Origin of the sequence: Flavobacterium granuli, assembly GCF_031456055.1 — a bacterium.
In the GTDB taxonomy this organism is placed as follows: Bacteria; Bacteroidota; Bacteroidia; order Flavobacteriales; family Flavobacteriaceae; genus Flavobacterium; species Flavobacterium granuli_A.
This window is the reverse complement of the sequence record NZ_JAVDTX010000002.1, coordinates 273,666-292,458: the sequence shown is the minus strand read 5'-3', so window position 1 is coordinate 292,458 and position 18,793 is coordinate 273,666. Positions and strand designations below refer to the sequence as shown.

General features: G+C 32.2%; 14 protein-coding genes. 11 read left to right on the top strand and 3 right to left on the bottom strand.

Translation table 11 applies throughout. The features are described 5' to 3' along the window. Window positions 1-11 precede the first annotated feature (11 nt). From J2W95_RS05495 to J2W95_RS05445, 11 genes are all read left to right on the top strand, one after another. Complete coding sequence (locus J2W95_RS05495; protein ID WP_310004765.1) at window positions 12-1,592, top strand: RagB/SusD family nutrient uptake outer membrane protein; 1,581 nt, start codon at window positions 12-14, stop codon at window positions 1,590-1,592. A gap of 345 nt (window positions 1,593-1,937) precedes the next feature. Further along, on the top strand, window positions 1,938-3,875 hold the full coding sequence (nagB, locus tag J2W95_RS05490; RefSeq protein ID WP_310004763.1) for a glucosamine-6-phosphate deaminase: 1,938 nt from the start codon (window positions 1,938-1,940) through the stop codon (window positions 3,873-3,875). 118 nt (window positions 3,876-3,993) lie between these two features. Next, a complete protein-coding gene (locus J2W95_RS05485; protein ID WP_310004761.1) occupies window positions 3,994-6,066 on the top strand; it encodes a beta-N-acetylhexosaminidase in 2,073 nt (690 codons plus the stop codon). A gap of 253 nt (window positions 6,067-6,319) precedes the next feature. Beyond that, window positions 6,320-8,659, top strand: a complete 2,340-nt coding sequence (locus J2W95_RS05480; protein WP_310004758.1) for a T9SS type B sorting domain-containing protein — start codon at window positions 6,320-6,322, stop codon at window positions 8,657-8,659. Window positions 8,660-8,790: 131 nt separating this feature from the next. After that, a complete protein-coding gene (locus J2W95_RS05475; protein ID WP_310004757.1) occupies window positions 8,791-10,407 on the top strand; it encodes an ABC-F family ATP-binding cassette domain-containing protein in 1,617 nt (538 codons plus the stop codon). A gap of 274 nt (window positions 10,408-10,681) precedes the next feature. After that, window positions 10,682-11,221, top strand: coding sequence for a bifunctional pyr operon transcriptional regulator/uracil phosphoribosyltransferase PyrR (gene pyrR / locus J2W95_RS05470; protein WP_310004755.1), 540 nt, complete (start codon window positions 10,682-10,684; stop codon window positions 11,219-11,221). A gap of 55 nt (window positions 11,222-11,276) precedes the next feature. Continuing rightward, window positions 11,277-12,203 carry an aspartate carbamoyltransferase catalytic subunit gene (locus tag J2W95_RS05465; protein WP_116798305.1) on the top strand — a complete coding sequence of 309 codons (927 nt, stop codon included), beginning with the start codon at window positions 11,277-11,279 and terminating at the stop codon, window positions 12,201-12,203. A gap of 9 nt (window positions 12,204-12,212) precedes the next feature. Further along, window positions 12,213-12,545: a ribonuclease Z gene (locus J2W95_RS05460; RefSeq protein ID WP_310004753.1), complete on the top strand. Its 333-nt coding sequence runs from the start codon at window positions 12,213-12,215 to the stop codon at window positions 12,543-12,545. A gap of 127 nt (window positions 12,546-12,672) precedes the next feature. Beyond that, window positions 12,673-13,578, top strand: a complete 906-nt coding sequence (locus tag J2W95_RS05455) for a ribonuclease Z (RefSeq protein WP_310004751.1) — start codon at window positions 12,673-12,675, stop codon at window positions 13,576-13,578. Window positions 13,579-13,613: 35 nt separating this feature from the next. Further along, on the top strand, window positions 13,614-14,258 hold the full coding sequence (gene pdxH, locus J2W95_RS05450; protein WP_310004748.1) for a pyridoxamine 5'-phosphate oxidase: 645 nt from the start codon (window positions 13,614-13,616) through the stop codon (window positions 14,256-14,258). 160 nt (window positions 14,259-14,418) lie between these two features. Further along, window positions 14,419-14,925, top strand: a complete 507-nt coding sequence (locus J2W95_RS05445) for a CAP domain-containing protein (protein ID WP_310004746.1) — start codon at window positions 14,419-14,421, stop codon at window positions 14,923-14,925. A gap of 67 nt (window positions 14,926-14,992) precedes the next feature. Here the strand turns inward: J2W95_RS05445 and J2W95_RS05440 are convergent, their stop codons facing one another. The 3 genes from J2W95_RS05440 to J2W95_RS05430 form a co-directional block, all read right to left on the bottom strand. Then, the gene (locus J2W95_RS05440; protein ID WP_310004744.1) at window positions 14,993-16,933 is read right to left on the bottom strand and encodes an OmpA family protein; all 1,941 of its coding nucleotides are present in this window, start codon (window positions 16,931-16,933) and stop codon (window positions 14,993-14,995) included. A 53-nt stretch (window positions 16,934-16,986) separates the two neighbouring features. After that, complete coding sequence (locus J2W95_RS05435; protein ID WP_310004743.1) at window positions 16,987-17,673, bottom strand: tetratricopeptide repeat protein; 687 nt, start codon at window positions 17,671-17,673, stop codon at window positions 16,987-16,989. Window positions 17,674-17,765: 92 nt separating this feature from the next. Then, a complete protein-coding gene (locus tag J2W95_RS05430; RefSeq protein WP_310004741.1) occupies window positions 17,766-18,677 on the bottom strand; it encodes a PorP/SprF family type IX secretion system membrane protein in 912 nt (303 codons plus the stop codon). Window positions 18,678-18,793 lie beyond the last annotated feature (116 nt).

Below are 18,793 nucleotides of genomic sequence, written 5' to 3'. Positions count from 1 at the left end.
TATATATCATCATGATACTAAATAAAATAAAAACAACTGCTATTTGCGCTTCATTGCTTGCAATAGTAAGCTGTACAAGCGATTTCAATGAAACTAATACTAATCCAACTGGGATTACCGCCACAGATCTTGAGCAAGATTTTAATCATGTAAGAGTTCCTTTTGTAACCGTTTTTACTGGGATTTTCAATACTTTACATTGGAAATACCAATTGCAACAAAACCTAAGTGCTGATATATGGTCTGGTTATATGGCTACTCCAACTCCTTTTAAAGGGGCTGCAGGAGATAACTCAAATTACAACTATGTTGATGGTTGGAATGGTTTTATTTGGGACTTGCCTTATACAGATGTAATGGCAAATACGCTTAAAATCGAGCAAAGAACTAAAGGGAAATATGATCAATTCTATGCTATTTCCTTGATTTTGAAAGTGGAAGGAATGCATAGGGTAACTGATGTATTTGGACCAATTGTATATTCTCAATTTGGTACTACAGATGCTACAATTGCATATGATTCACAAGAAGAAGTGTATACTAAAATGTTTTCTGAACTTGATTTTGCTGTTGCAGAATTGACTAAAAGAGTAAATGCTGGTGAAGCTTCAACTTTTGCTGGTACTGATATGAGTGCATACGCTGGTGATTACAAACAATGGGTTAAGTATGCAAATTCATTGCGTTTGCGTTTAGCTATGAGAATTGTTAAAATTAAACCAGCTTTGGCTAAAACTGAAGCTGAAAAAGCAATCAGTCATCCTTTTGGTGTAATGACTACAAATGCTGATATAGCTAAAGTTATTATTCCTAATTATATTGATCCAATTTTGACAATATCTTCTGCATGGGGTGATATTAGAATGTCTGCAGATATGGAATCAATAATGAATGGATATTCTGATCCAAGACTTGCTAAATATTTTAAGGAATCAGCTGATTTTCCTGGTGAATACAGAGGAGTTCGTACAGGAATTGATATGATAGCTAAGTCTGATCGTACAGGTATGTCTGAAATTGGTTCAATTGTTGGGTCAAATGAAAAAGTATTAATGACTACTGCGGAAGTATATTTCTTAAGAGCGGAAGGTGCTTTGAGAGGTTGGAATATGGGTGGAACTGCTCAGGCTTTATATGAAGCGGGTATAACAACTTCGTTTACACAACATGGTGCTTCAGGAGCAGCAGCTTACATAGCTGATAACGTAAAAACTGCCAAAGATTTCGTTGATGTTAAAGATTCTGGTAATAATGGAACTGCAGTAAATAATGTAACTATTGCTTGGGATGGTGCAGCTGGTAACGAAGTTAAATTGCAGAAAATTATTACTCAAAAATGGATTGCTAACTTCCCAGAAGGACAAGAAGCTTGGTCTGAATACAGAAGAACAGGTTACCCTAAATTATTCAGAGTGTTACATAATACAAGTGGTGGAACAGTAACTACAGAATTTGGTCCTCGTAGAGTAAATTTTGTACAGTCTGAGAAAGATGGTAACCCTGGTGGTATTGAAACTGGTCTGGCAAAATTAGGAGGACCTGATAATGGAGGAACTAGACTTTGGTGGGATACTACTGGATCTAATTTCTAAAAAAAAACACAAATAGTTATTTTTTATTCCAGACAGGTTTTTGCCTGTCTGGATATAAAATAAAGGATTGAAAAATGATGTTGCAAGATTTTTTTAATTGATTTTTAAAGGCTTTATAGCCAATCGCTCCGATTTGTAAAGTAATTTTACTTTGTTTTAAGAGCTAATTACTATTGAAATTTCTTTTATTTTTTTAAATAAAAATTATATATGAGCAAACTAGTATGGTTTTTGCTTCAACACAAAAAAAAAGATATTAATTTGTAAATTAAATTTAAATATTTGATCACCAAATAATATTTAATTGTTACTTTTTAAGATTAAAAATTTATAATAAAAAACAACATGAGAACTACATCAAACATCGGTAATGACATAAGCTTCAAAAAAGCAGGTCAGTTTGAAGATACCCGTTTTGAAAAAATCCACAACGTAATTTTTAAAAACTCAGCTGATGCTTCAATAATCGTCGCTCAGGAGATTGCTGGTTTAATTCGCACAAAACAAGAAAAAAATAAAAAATGTGTATTAGGTTTGGCTACTGGTTCTTCACCAATAAAAGTGTATCAGGAATTGGTTCGTATGCACAAGGAAGAAGGATTGAGTTTTGATAATGTTGTTACTTTCAACTTGGACGAATATTATCCTATGCCAAAGGAAAGTAACCAAAGTTACTATTACTTCATGCACCAACATCTTTTTAATCATGTTGACATCAGACCTGAAAATATCAATATTCCAGACGGAACAGTTGCTTTAGAAGATTTAAACCAGTTTTGTGTAGATTATGAAATGAATATAAAAAATGCCGGAGGACTGGATTTTCAATTGTTGGGAATAGGTCGTACTGGGCATGTTGGTTTTAATGAGCCAGGTTCACATATCAATTCGGGAACGAGAATTATCACTTTGGATCATATTACCAAAGTAGATGCTTCTGGTGATTTTAATGGAATTGGGAATGTTCCAAAAAAAGCAATTACGATGGGAGTTTCTACTATTCTGAGATCCAAAAGAATTGTTTTGATGGCTTGGGGACAAAACAAAGCTTCGATTATCAAGAGAACGATTCAAGGTGATATCAGTTCTGAAGTTCCTGCAACTTTTTTGCAAAATCATAACAATACAACATTTGTATTAGACGAAGGAGCAGCTTCGGAATTGACCAGATTGGAAACACCTTGGTTAGTAGGGGAGTGTATCTGGACCGAACAATTGAAAAACAAAGCAATTGTATGGCTTTGTCAACATACGGATCAATCAATTCTTAAATTGACCGACAGAGATTACAACAACAACGGAATGTCTGATTTATTGGCAGCAGGAAGTTCAGCTTACGATTTGAATATAAATATGTTCAATGTTTTGCAACATACCATTACGGGATGGCCTGGAGGAAAACCGAATACAGATGATTCACACAGACCGGAAAGAGCAAATCCAGCCAAGAAAAGAGTGATTTTGTTCAGTCCACATCCAGATGACGATGTTATTTCGATGGGAGGAACATTTGCCAAATTAATCAAACAAGGTCATGATGTACATGTGGTGTATCAAACTTCTGGGAACATTGCGGTTACTGATGATGAAGCATTGAAGTTTGCCGAAGTGTGTAATGATTTTGTTGAAGGTGATAAATCAGGAATCAATTTTCAGTCAGTAATTGATTCAATCAATTCAAAAACGATTGGACAAAGCGATTCTGATGAAGTCCGCAAATTAAAAGGATTGATTAGAAGACGTGAGTCTTATGCAGCAACGAGATACATCGGTTTAAAAGACGAAAATACCCATTTCTTGGATATGCCATTCTATGAAACAGGAATGGTTCAAAAGAAGCCATTGGGAACAGAAGATATTGCTATTGTAAAAGAAATTATTGAGAGAATTAAACCACATCAAGTATTTGCTGCAGGAGATCTTGCTGATCCACACGGTACACATGAAGTGTGTTTGAATGCCATTTTTGCGGCTATGAAAGCATTAAAACCGAAGCCATTCATGAACGATTGTTGGTTGTGGCTGTATAGAGGAGCTTGGCATGAATGGGATATTCATGAAATTGATATGGCAGTGCCATTGAGTCCGGATGAAGTTATGTTGAAAAGACAAGCCATTTTATATCACCAATCACAAAAAGACAGGGTGATGTTCCAAGGTAATGATTCGAGAGAATTTTGGGTTAGAGCTGAAGATCGAAATAAAAATACAGCAAAAGTTTACGATAAGCTTGGTCTTGCCGAATATGAAGCGATTGAAGCCTTTAAACGTTTTGAGTACTAAAATACCATAATTTTTTGTTTTGTGTTAAGTTTAGTGCTGGACGTTAAGTTTTTTTAGAACTTTAAAACTTGGGTTTGGCACTATTTTACATTTTTACTAACATTTTTTTTATTATCAAATGAAATATATTCTGTTTTTTTTATTTGCATCTTTCATTTCCACAGCTCAAATTACTAAAGAGCAATTAAATCTTATGCCATGGCCACAAAACATAAGCCTTAATGATGGTTCTTTTGTACTAACAAAGAATTTTAAATTGAATATTACTGGAGCTCCTAATGCAAGAATATTTACTGGAGCAACTAACTTTTTGAGAAGATTGGACGGAAGAACAGGCCTGTTTTTTAACCAAGGGTTTATAACTGGTTTGAATGAAGTTCCAGGAGCTGAATTGCAAATTAATTGTGTGAGAAGCGGAAAAATTGAGCTATATGAAGATGAGAGTTATTTACTAGATGTAACTCCAAATAAAATTACAATAAATGCTACTACTGATGTTGGAGCATTGCATGGTTTGGAAACATTATTGCAACTTTTGCAAAACAATAGTAATTCTTTTTATTTTCCAGTTTCAAAAATTTCTGATTTTCCAAGATTTACTTGGAGAGGCTTAATGATTGACGGAGCGAGACATTTTATGCCTGTTGATGTTATTAAAAGAAATTTGGATGGAATGGCTGCTGTAAAAATGAATGTTTTTCACTGGCATTTGGTAGATGATCAAGGTTGGAGAATTGAAATGAAAAAACACCCGAAGTTGATTCAAATGGCATCGGATGGAAATTATTATACTCAAGAAGAAATTAAAAACGTCGTAAAATATGCTGCGGATAGAGGAATCTTAGTAGTTCCGGAAATTGATATGCCAGGTCATGGAACGGCAATTTTGGCGGCTTACCCGGAAATAGGAAGTAAAGTGGTGAATCTGAATGTGAATTCTGGTGAGAAAGGACAGCAACTTACACAAGTACAATCCTATGCTCTTGAAAGAAACGCTGGTATTTTTACTCCTACTTTGGATCCTTCAAATCCAAAAACATACGAGTTGATAAGCTCTATTTTTGATGAAGTTTGTCCATTATTTCCTGGAAAGTTTTTTCATATTGGAGGAGATGAAAATGAGGGCAAAGACTGGGACTCAAATCCTAAAATTCAAGAATTCAAAAAGAAACATAATTTAGCGACTAATCATGAACTGCAAACTTATTTTACCATGCAGTTAATTCCGATGCTCAAAAAACACAATAAAGAATTAATGGGCTGGGAAGAAATTATGACCAAAAATATGTCTAAAGAAGCGGTAATTCATTCTTGGAAAGGTTCAAACGAAGGGCTTGCAGCAGGAAAATCATTAGTCGAGGCTGCCAAAGGAGGATATAAAACTGTTTTGTCTAATGGATATTATATTGATTTGATTTATGGAGTTGAAGATCATTATACAGTAGATCCAATGCCTAAAAATGTAACATTCACTGATGAAGAAAAAGCAAGGATTTTAGGAGGTGAAGCTACCATGTGGACAGAATTGGTTACTCCTGCTACATTAGACAGTAGAATTTGGCCTAGAACAGCAGCAATCGCAGAGCGTTTTTGGTCAAATGAGAATGTAACTGATATCAATAGCTTACGCAAAAGACTGAAAACTATTTCTTTTAGATTGGAAGAGTTAGGTTTGACACATCTAAAAAGCAAAGAAAGTTTGTTAAGAAATATTAGCAATAATCAAAAAAGTGATGCTTTGCTTGATTTGTCCAATGTTTGTGAGCCATTAAAAGGTTATACCAGAAATAGCGGGGGAACTGAATATAAAATGTATTCTCCATTGACCTTATTTGCTGATGTTTGTACTTCAGATGCTTCAGATGCTTTAGATTTTAATCAAGCTGTTACTAATTATTTAAGTAATAAATCAATCGAAAACCAATCTGCTGTTGTAAGTTATTTAAATAAATGGATTAAAATGAACTCAGATTTAAATGTTTTAAGCAACAATGCTCCATTGGTTCAGCCACTTTTGCCATTGTCTAAAAGTTTAAATGATATTTCTCAGCAATTGTTGCTTAAAATAGAAAAGAAACAAAATATAAATGCGACAATATTGAATGAGTTACTTGAAAAGTGTAATTCTAAAGATCATGCTGATGTTGAATTAGCAGTTTATAATAGCTTGAAAAAGTTAGTTCAAGCATAATAAAAATTTAAATTCAAAAATTAAAGTTGTAATCGTTAAGATTGAGTTTGGTTATTTATATTTTACTATGATTTCTTTTATTTTGAATTGCTATTGTTTTTATATGAAAACAATATATAATGCCTGGTAACTCGTTACCAGGTTTTTTTTGAAGTTTTTCCTTCCGGGTAAGATTAAACGTGTTATAATATTAAATATACTAATGATACCTATCAAAAAAATATTTTTATTTTGTTGCATTTTATTTTGTCAAATGTCTTTTTCACAAGGAGATTGTGCCAGTGCTCTTACTATATGTGGCAATACAACTTTTACAGGAGTAATAAAAACATATCCAGATGACACTCAGTTTAATGGTCATGTAAGCTGCGGAAATTACCTTCATTCTCCTATGATATGGCTGAAAGTAACCATTGTAACTGGCGGTAGTTTTGGGTTTGTATTGACTCCCAAAAGTCTAGATCCCAAAGCAGATTTAAACTTTTTTGTTTTTGGCCCAAACGTTCCTTGTGGCGATATTGGACAGTCTATTCGTTGTTCTTATACTTCACCTACAAAAATATTTTCAACAAAAAATGCAACTGGATTAATTCCTAATGCTTATGGAAATAGTAAGGAGTCTAACGAAGGGAATGGCTTTCTTGAAATGTTAGACGTAAAAGCAGGAGAAAGTTATTATATTGTTGTTATGGATGCAGGACCTCCATATAATCAGTTTTCAATTGATTTTAATGGTACTGCAACAATAGACGCTCCTCCTGAGATAAAAACGCCAAAAATATTCGATAGTTATGGTGCTAAAATCTGTGAATCGGACGGTGTAAATGATTTTATTACAAATATCGATCTAAATGAAATTGCTGCTATTGCTGTAGGAAATCAAAGTAATGTTGAAGCTTCTTTTTACACTAGGGGTGAGGATGCAATAATAGATATCCGAAGGCTTCCTAACGGATTTCGAAATACCGAAAGTCCACAAATAGGATATATTAGATTAACCAATACTGTTTCTAAATGTTTTGTAGTTGAGGAATTTGTTTTTACGGTAGAGCAGTTACAGACACCTTATCCATTAAATATAGCTGGTTGTGATGTAAATCAAACGGGTTTTGTTCATTTCAATTTAGCAGAAAATGATTTGTTATTACAAGACAATAATCCAAACAGAATCGTAACATATCATCCCACCGCAAATGATATGATACTATTGCCAAAAGATTATGTTAACAAAGTGGCTTATCAAGAAGAAACTATTTATGCTAAAATAATGGATACAAAATCGCTTTGTAGCGTTTTTAAGCCTTTTAAATTAATAATAAATAAAACGCTTCCGAATGTAAAACCTGTTCAGTTGACACAATGTGATATTGGTAATGTACCAAGTGATATAAAAACATTTAATCTCTCGGAAGCATCAGAAGCATTGACTTTAAGTGATTCACAGTTTTCTGTGAAATTTTACCTTAACAATGCAGATGCTCAAAATGATGTAAATTCCTTAGATACCTTGTACACCAATAGTACAAATCCGCAAACAATAATTGCCAAAGTAACAAATGAAACCACCGCTTGTTATGCTTTTACAACTGTGGATTTGAAAGTAAAAAAAGGAATAACATTAACCCAAATAATAGAAAAATGTGATGATGATGGTATAGTCGATGGTATTGTAAAATTTAATTTAGCTGACGCGGGCTTCGAAAATAATGGAAATAAAGTCGCTTATTTTTTAACATTGGAAAATGCGCAATTGTTCCAAAGTCCAATATCTTCAAGTTTTACAAATACGCAGCCTTATCAACAAACGGTATATGCTAGAGTCCAAAATGAAAATGATTGCATTGGTATTAATACTATTGAGCTTAAAGTGGCCGTTTTGCCAAATCTTGAAAAAAATGAAGTATTGTATTTATGTTTAGATCAAACAGATGATTCAATAAAATTAGATACAGGAATTACCAGCTCTGATTTAATTAATTACCAATACAAATGGTTTCCAAACGGAGAAATAATTTCAGAGATAGAAGTTTATAAAGAAGGAACATACACTGTTGCAGTTAAAAATAAAGGAGGTTGCACAAAAGAGCGGATATTTACAGTGAAGAACTCTGAACGTGCTGAAATTTATGAAGTTATAATAGACGATTTTACCGAAGTAAAAAAGGTTACAATTTCTGTATTAGGGCAAGGAATTTATGAGTATTCTTTAGATAATATATCCGGAAATTATCAACCTTCTCCCATTTTTGATGGCGTTGCCACTGGTATTCACGATCTGTATATAAAAGACATTAATGGCTGTGGTATTCTACATCAAACAATTTCTGTTTTAGGTGCCCCAAAATACTTTACACCAAATGGAGATGGTATAAATGACAATTGGAATCTTTGGGATTTAAACACTCCATCTAATTCAAATGCAATCATTGATATATTTAACCGATTTGGTAAACTTCTAAAACAAATATCGCCAAAAGAGGTGGGGTGGGATGGTACGTTTAATAATCTTCCTTTGCCAGCTGACGACTATTGGTACACTTTATATTTATCTGACGGAAGATTTACAAAAGGACATTTTTCGCTTTTGCGATAACAACTAGTATATTTTAAATGGAGAGAAAATATAATATTGAGAACCTGATAAAATTTTATCAGGTTTTATTTGAATAAAGAAAATCATTATTTTTTTGTACTTTTGCACAAAATTTTAATAAAAAGACATTCATGTTAACAGTCAATAATTTATCAGTTCAGTTTGGCAAACGAATTTTGTTTGACGAAGTAAATACAACCTTCACACACGGAAATATTTATGGAGTTATTGGAGCCAATGGTGCTGGAAAATCAACTTTTCTTAAAATAATTGCAGGTGATATCGACCCAACTTCGGGACATATTCATTTGGAACCAGGAAAACGTATGTCGGTTTTAAACCAAAACCACAACATGTTTGACGAACACACGGTATTGGAAACCGTGATGATGGGTAATAAAGTTTTGTATGCTGTTAAAACAGAGATGGACGCCCTTTATTTGGATTACAATGATGCAAACGCAGACAGAATAGGAGAGTTGCAAGTTCAATTTGAAGAGATGAATGGTTGGAATGCCGATTCTGATGCTGCTTCAATGCTTTCAAACCTTGGTATTTCAGAAGATAACCATTATACATTAATGGGAGATTTGGAAGGGAAAATTAAAGTGAGAGTGCTTTTGGCACAAGCTCTTTTTGGAAATCCTGATTTATTAATCATGGATGAGCCTACCAATGACTTAGATTTTGAGACTATTGCTTGGTTAGAAAACTTCTTGGCAAACTATGAAAATACAGTAATTGTAGTTTCTCACGACAGACACTTTTTGGACTCTGTTTGTACACATATATCGGATATTGATTTTGGTAAAATAAATCATTATTCAGGGAATTATACTTTTTGGTATGAATCAAGTCAATTAGCTGCTAAACAGCGTGCTCAACAAAACAAAAAAGCCGAAGAAAAGAAACAAGAGTTGGAAGAATTTATTCGTCGTTTTTCTGCGAATGTGGCCAAATCTAAGCAAGCTACTTCTCGTAAAAAAATGATTTCTAAATTGAATATTTCAGAGATTAAACCTTCTAGCCGTCGTTATCCTGCCATTATTTTTGATCAGGATCGTGAAGCTGGAGATCAAATTTTGAATGTACAAAATTTGAGTGCATCTGTAGATGGTGATTTGCTGTTTAAAGGAGTAGATTTGAATATGGCAAAAGGGGACAAAATTGTTCTTTTTTCAAAGGATTCACGTGCTACAACTGCATTTTATGAAATTCTAAACGGGAATCAAGAAGCGGATTCCGGAACATTCGATTGGGGTGTAACTACTAATCAGGCTTATTTGCCAGGTGATAATCATTCTTTTTTTGAAAATGATTACACTTTAGTTGATTGGTTGCGTCAATGGGCAAAAACAGAGGAAGAGCGTGATGAAGTTTTTATTAGAGGTTTTCTTGGGAAAATGATTTTTTCTGGTGAAGAAGCTTTAAAAACAAGTCGAGTTTTATCTGGAGGAGAAAAAGTTCGTTGTATGTTGTCTAGAATGATGATGGAACGCGCTAATATCTTAATGCTTGACGAACCCACTAATCACTTGGATTTGGAATCTATTACCGCATTCAATAATTCATTGAAAAACTTTAAGGGATCGGTTATTTTTACAACTCATGACCATGAATTTGCTCAAACAGTAGGTAATCGTGTGGTTGAATTAACACCAAATGGAGCAATTGATCGTTACATGACTTTTGATGAATATTTGGATGATGAAAAAGTTCAAGAATTAAGATCTAAAATGTATTCATAAGAATAAATAAGTTTCTATAAATTATTAACTCCTGCATTTATGTGGGAGTTTTTTTTTGTAGGCAAATGTTCAAAAGATCCTATTCGTAAGGAGTATATTTGGTATAACTCAACATGGGTTTCTTTTAGAAAAAAAGAAAAAATTTTCTAGTCTTGCAATTAATAAATCCTAAATCGGAATTTGTATATTTGCTTAACCAAAAACCTACGATGTTTTAAAATCGAATGTTAGATTGATAAAGTCGTAAATCTTTTAAAAACAAATAATTGCTCATATGAATCAAAAAGTGTTACTCAATTCAAAAGAAGTCAATATTATTTTGAATCGTTTGGCTTGTCAATTAATTGAAAAACATCTTAACTTTTCTGATACTGTTTTGATAGGTATTCAGCCTAGAGGAACATTTTTGGCAGAACGACTAAAAGAATTGTTAGAAAAAGAATATCATATACCTAATGTGTCTTTGGGATATTTGGACATCACTTTCTTTAGAGATGATTTCCGAAGAACCAACAAGCCTTTGGAAGCCAATAAAACACAAATTGATTTTTTAGTAGAAGAGAAAAAGGTAATCTTCATTGATGATGTATTGTACACGGGACGCAGTATTCGTGCTGCTTTGACAGCTATTCAATCTTTTGGAAGACCTTCAGGAATTGAATTGTTGGCGTTAATCGATCGTCGTTTTAGTAGAGACTTGCCAATACAACCGGATTATCGTGGTCGTCAAGTTGATGCAATTAATGGTGAGAAGGTTAAAGTTTGTTGGGCTGAGCAAGATGGAGAAGATGGAGTTTATTTAGTCACCAACTGATTGCAGAATTTAGAGTAAACGATTAAACAATTTAAACGAATAAATAAGAAACATAATGAGCGAATTAAGTGTAAATCATTTATTAGGTATTAAATATATTAACGAAAATGATATTAACCTGATTTTTGAAACTGCCGATCATTTTAAAGAGGTAATTAATCGTCCAATTAAGAAAGTGCCTTCATTGCGAGATATTACAATTGCTAATATTTTTTTTGAAAACAGTACACGAACAAAATTATCATTTGAATTAGCTCAAAAACGTTTATCTGCTGATGTTATTAGTTTTTCGGCAGCACAATCATCAGTAAAAAAAGGAGAAACATTAATTGATACTGTTAATAATATCCTTTCTATGAAAGTAGATATGGTAGTTATGCGACATTCAAATCCAGGTGCCGCTTATTTTTTATCAAAAAATGTTAAGGCAAGTATTGTAAATGCAGGGGATGGAGCTCACGAACATCCTACTCAAGCTTTATTAGATAGTTATTCAATCCGTGAAAAATTAGGAGATGTAACGGGGAAAAAAGTGGTTATTGTTGGTGATATTTTGCATTCAAGAGTTGCGCTTTCCAATATATATGCTTTGCAAATGCAAGGTGCCGAAGTTAAAGTTTGCGGACCCAAAACACTTATTCCAAGATATATTGAATCACTTGGAGTAACAGTTGAGCCTAATTTACGTAAAGCACTTGAATGGTGTGATGTAGCAAATATGCTGAGAGTTCAAAATGAGAGAATGGACGTTAATTTTTTTCCATCTACCAGAGAGTATGCTCAACAATATGGAGTTGATAAAGCTTTATTGGATTCACTCGATAAAGAAATTGTAATTATGCATCCAGGACCTATAAATCGTGGAGTTGAAATTACAAGTGATGTAGCCGATTCACAACAATCAGTTATTTTAAATCAAGTAGAGAATGGTGTTGCTATTAGAATGGCAGTTATCTATCTTTTAGCATCAAAAATCCAATAAGCACCGATTATGAAAGTTACTACCAAAGGACATACAATTATAATTAAAGATACTGAAGGGGATATTGTAGAATTTCTTGAGAAAATAAATAATCAATACAATAGTTTTAAAGATCATAATCTTATTTTAGATATTTCGCATGACAAATCGGTTGATGTAAAATCGATTAAAATTTTTTCTGAGTTAGCCAAAAAACATAAAAAAGAAAAAAAATCCTTGGTTTTTGTTGTTCAAGATTTAGACTATAATAAAGTTCCTGTTTCTATTACAGTTGTTCCTACCCAATTGGAAGCTCAAGATTTGATTGAAATGGATGAAATTGAAAGAGATTTAGGTTTTTAAAATTGTTTAACCGTTTATTTGTTTAATCATTTAAATTTAAATTGGTTAAAACTGGTAAAGTTTATTATTTCAACAAATAAACAATTCAATAAATAAACGATTCAACAATTAAACAAATAAACTAATTTTGAAACTTACCATATTAGGCTGCTATGCCGCTACTCCTCGTACTTTAACCAATCCTACTTCGCAGGTTTTAGAAATTAAAAACAGGCTTTTTTTAATTGACTGTGGAGAAGGAACCCAAGTTCAGTTGCGTAAAAACAAATTAAAATTTTCAAAAATTAATCATGTTTTTATTTCTCATTTGCATGGGGATCATTTTTTTGGATTAATAGGTTTGATTTCTACTTTTGCACTTTTAGGACGCACTACAGATTTACATATTTATGGTCCAAAAGGAATTAAAGAAATAATTGATTTGCAATTAAAATTATCAAATTCATGGACTAATTATCAATTGTTCTTTCATGAATTGGAATCGAAGGAAAGTGTAATTGTATATGAAGATGATAAAGTAATCGTAAAAACCATTCCATTAAAACATCGAGTTTATACAAATGGTTTTTTATTTCAAGAGAAAATAGGGGAGCGCAGGCTAGATTTGAATGCGGTTCGTGATTATGAAATTGATAAATGCTATTATCAGAACATCAAAAACGGTAGAGATATCACGCTTGAGGATGGTCGCATTATACCCAATCATAAATTGACATTTGAGCCAATTCCTCCATTGAGTTATGCTTTTTGTTCCGATACTAAGTATTCTGAGGAAATAATTCCTTTAATAGAAAATGTTACGGTATTATATCATGAATCTACATTCTTGCAATCTGAAGAAACATTGGCGCAGAAAACGATGCATTCGACTGCCAAAGAAGCTGCCAAAATTGCTTTGAAAGCAAATGTAAAACAATTAATTTTAGGTCATTATTCTACTCGCTACGATAGTATAGATGTTTTTAAAAAAGAAGCAGAAACGATTTTTAAAGAAGTGCTATTGGCTGAGGATGGTAAAAGTTTTGAATTTTGATAAAATTCTTTTTGATAATTTAAAGTTTATAAAAAATGAATGATTTAAGTAATTATAGAAAATCATATGAGAAAAGTGAATTATTAGAATCGTCAATCCCAGAAGATCCAATAAACCTTTTTAATAGATGGTTTCATGAAGAGGAAGATTTTGATGGTGCTGGTGAAGTCAATGCGATGACTGTTTCTACTATTGGCTTGGATGGTTTTCCAAAATCACGTATTGTTTTGTTAAAAAAATTCAATGAAGAAGGTTTTATTTTTTTTACTAATTATAATTCTGAAAAGGGTAGGGCTATAATCAATAATCCAAAAATTTGCCTCTCATTTTTTTGGGAAAGTATGGAGCGACAGGTAATAATAAAAGGGATTGCCCAGAAGACTTCTGAAAATATTTCAGATGGTTATTTTGAATCAAGACCAAATGGCAGTAAATTAGGTGCTATGGTTTCCAATCAAAGTGAAGTTATTCCTTCTCGAAATTACCTTGAAGAGAGTTTAAAACAATTAGAAAAAGACTTTGAAGGAAAAGAAATTCCTCGTCCAAAGCATTGGGGTGGTTTCTTAGTAACTCCTTTAGAGGTAGAATTTTGGCAAGGAAGACCGAATCGTTTACATGATAGAATTCGTTATACTCTTCAGGGAGATTTTTCATGGAAAATTTCTCGGTTAGCTCCATAATGTAGGAATATGGTATTCTTTTTTATACTTTATATGTAGTTCATCGATTTTATTTGGTAGTTTTAAGTTTAGTGAGTTTATTTGGATTAAAATTTACCCTAAACCGTTAACATTAAAGCAGTTTGCCCCCAATCTACTTTAAATTTAAACTACTATTTTTATGAATTCGAAATTTCTTCGTTTATCTTTTTTTGCTGCAATTTTGAGTTTTATGGTTTCCTGTACCGCAGAGGATTCCGCTTCATTACAAGAAACATCCGAAACCTTACCAATTGTTTTGAATTATGATTATAGTCCGGTTGAATTGGAAACAATGGCTTTGATTAACAATTACCGAGTAAGTTTAGGTTTGAATGCCTTGGAAAAAATCAATCATATTTCGCATAAATCTGAAGAGCATGATAATTATATGATTGCCAATAATGTTGTAAATCATAATGATTTTGAGGCACGTTCAACAAATATTAAGAAAGTTCTTAATGCCAAAAATGTAAGTGAAAATATTGCTTACAATTACAATAGTGCCAAAGGTGCATTTGATGCTTGGCTAAAAAGTGAAGGACACAAACAAAATATAGAAGGTGATTTTACACATTTTGGCCTTTCTATCAGAGAAAATCCAGCAAATGGAAAAAAATACTATACTAATATCTTCGTTAAGATTTAAATTCTAAAATTTAATTAAAAGCAAAAAACTACCTAAATGGTAGTTTTTTGCTTTTAATATATCTTTTTTATAATGCCGTAATGATAAATTCACTACGTCTATTTTGTTGATGTTCTTCTTCTGTACATTGTACGTCATCAGAACATTTATTGAATAATTGTGTTTCTCCGTAGCCTTTACTGGTTAGTCGATTTGGATTAATACCATTTTTAATTAACCAATCTTTTGTTGATTTTGCTCTTCTTTCAGATAACCCTTTATTGTATTTGAAAGAAGCACGACTATCGGTATGTGAACGGATATCGATTTTCATATTTGGATATTCAGCCATTACATCTAATATTTTGGCTAAATCTAGAGCAGCTTCTTGTCTGATATTTGATTTATCTAAATCAAAATAGATCCATTTTATTCCGAAGCATTTACCTAGATCGTCACCCACTGCCACTTTACACAAGGCTTTTTCAAGTGCAAAATTTAATTCAGCCTTACACTCAGCAGGCATTGTTTTTGTTTGTTCTGCAGTTGTGAAATCTTCTTTTTCAACTCTTATACTATATGTTTTTTTCTTATGTAAATCGGCAAATGAATATTTACCATCAGAATCAGATTGAACACTATTGATTACTTTATGTTGGTCATCATAAAGAGTTACTTTGGCATTTGGTACTACTTGTGAAGATATCAATTCTGTTATAATTCCACTTAAGACAGGATTACAAAGTGGTTTGGTTTCTAAAAATTGATAAATATCATCGTATCCTTTCCCTCCATCTCTGTTGGAAGAGAAAAAACCAATTTTATTTTTGGTATTTATTAAAAAAGCAAAATCATCTTTTGGAGAATTGACATCGGCTCCAACATTTTGAACCTCATCGAAAGTTCCATCAGGTTTAATTTTTGATACAAATATATCTAGACCTCCAAGGCCAGAATGTGTATCAGAAGCAAAATAGATTTCGTTTTGGTCGGTTACAAACGGAAATGTTTCTTTTCCTACGGTATTAATATTTTTTCCTAAATTTTCCGGAATACCATAACTACCGTCACTATTGATGCTAACTTTAAAAATATCTGATTCTCCCAAGGTTCCAGTCATATCAGATACAAAATACAATGTTTTTTCATCAGGACTAAGAGCAGGGTGAGCAGTACTATAATTGTTGCTGTTAAAAGGTAATTCCGTAATTTTTTCCCAATCTTTGTCCCCTAAACTAGCTTTATATAATTTAACTAATGTAACTTTATTACCATCTTTTCCTTTTTTCCCTTCCAAGTAATTGTTTCTGGTAAAATACATGGTCTTACCATCTTTTGTAAAAATAGCACTCGCTTCATGAAACCTTGATTTTACACTTTTTGAAAATTTACTTGCTTTATCTGGTCTTAATGAATCACCACTTAGGTTTGCTTCATATAAATTTGTAAAATATTGATCGTTCCAAGTATGCTTTCTTTGTCCTAAGCTACCTGTATCTCTTGATGAAGTAAAAACTAGCTTATTTTCATTGTAGAAAGAACTGCCATAATCTGTATATTTAGTGTTAATTCCAGCATCTTTAATTTTATATCGACCAGAATTTTCTTTTATTTCATCTAAGAAATTCACGTCTTGGATATAAAGCTCTCCTTTTTTAGAGTTGTCTGATTTCTCATTGTAGATTTTAAGCATTTCATTTGCTTTTTCATTATCTCCTATTGATCTTAAGCAGTAGGCGTATCTATAATAATAGACAGGATCAACATTTGTAGTTAAAGCAAATAATTGACCATACCAATTAGCAGCCTTATCTAATTCAGAATTAAAGAAATATGCATTACCCAATTTCTGAAACATATCAGGTGATTGATATCCTTTTGCGGCAATTCTTTCATATGTTTTTATTGCGTCAATATAGGCGTAATCGTCATATTTTTTATCCGCACTTGCTACTTTAGCTTTTTGAGCATAATTGCTTAATGATGAGAAGCAGAGTATCGTTAAGTAAATTACTGTAATGTTTTTCATAATATTAATTTTTTAGGACTCTTTAATAATATTTTTGATTACTATAAGTGTTGTCATCGAGTATTGTTACTAGATAATTGATTGAATTTTTTTAAGTATTCATTAGATTTTTCTGTTTTGCCAATCGATTTCAGTGCAATAGAATAGCGATAATAATATTCAGGTTCTAAATCCGATGTTTTGCTAAAAAGTTTGGTATAACATTTTTCCGCTTTGTCTAATTCATCATTAAAAAAATAAGAATTCCCCACTTTTTTCAGCATATCTATAGATTCATATCCTTTTTCAGAAACTCTTTCGTATGTTTTAATAATGTCTATATAAGCATAAGAATCAACCTTTTTAGGTGCTTCAGAAATTGAAAGTTTTGAATTTTCAATATTTAACGTTGTATCCGATTTTAGAATATTTTTTTCGTCTTGTTTACCTTCAGCAAATACTGGTGTGACAATTCGTTTGCTATTTGGCCCTAAATCATATGTTCTAATTAGTTTTGGATTACTTACGTTATAAACTGTTTTATGACCTCCAAATTTCATTGGAACAATTTCTTCTACATGATAATATTTCACTTTCATGTTTGGATTATGATTTTTTTGATCCATCACTAAACTATTAGTTGATCCATTAGTTGATCCATTTGCTTTTTTTTCATTTAATGAAATAGCATTCTTTTGTGTCCAACTATTGAATGAAAATAAACTTATAATTACGGTGTAAAGAAGTATTTTATTTTTCATGACATTTGTATTAAGAGAAAACACTTTTTATGATGTAATTACCATTTGTTGATTTTTTTATTTAATTGATAAATGGACAAATTATTGTGGAACTAAAAGAATCTAGGGGTTATGATTTTACTGTTTTTCTTAAACACCTCATAACGTAAAAAGATCTCATGAGAACCAGAATTGTAATTGTCTAGTTCAGTAGTTTCAAAATCATAAGCGTATCCGACATAGAATGCATCAGAAACTTGGAAACCGGCCATGGCACTCACTGATGCGCTCCATCTATAGGCTAAACCAACTATAAATTTTTCGTTGAACATGAAGTTACCAGAAAGATCGACTTGCAAAGGAGAACCTTCTACTAGCTTAGTCATGAAAGTTGGTTTGAATTTTATTGAAGAACTTAAATCGAAAACATATCCCCCAATCAAATAATAGTTGATTTTTTCTTTATAAATCGCCACATCATTGTCATTGTATGCATCTGTTTCAATAAAGTTCGGTATTGAAAAACCTATGTAGGCTTTATGTGAATGCAAATAAAGACCTGCTCCTATATTAGGAGAAAACTCATTGTCAAAATTCTGAAATTGAGGATCAGTTTGGTCACCTGGATTTAATTTATTCACATCTATGCTAAATAGATTTGCAGTTCCTTTTACACCAAATGATAATTTATATGATTCGGATACAGGTATGCTGTAAGATATATCTGCTGATATTGAATTGGTAGTCGATGGTCCAATTTCATCATTTATTATAGAAACACCCAACCCCAATTTGCTATTATTAAAGGGAGTGTTTGCAGATAATGTATTTGTAACTGGAGCACCATCAAGGCCTACCCATTGTGTACGATGCAAAGCAAAAAAGCTTAATGCTCCTCTCGATCCAGCGTATGCAGGGTTCACATTTATTGTGTTGTACATATATTGAGTATATTGAGCATCTTGTTGCGCATAACTTGCAATGGCTGCAAACATCATAACGATTGAAAATAATTTTGTTTTCATACTTAGTTATTTGTTGGTTTAAATTGGCTATTTTTTCAATAGCAGAGTTTTGAGGGTTTATTGTTTTGTATCGTAGTCTTTTATTAATGCTGGTTGAAGATACTCTGAGGGTTTAA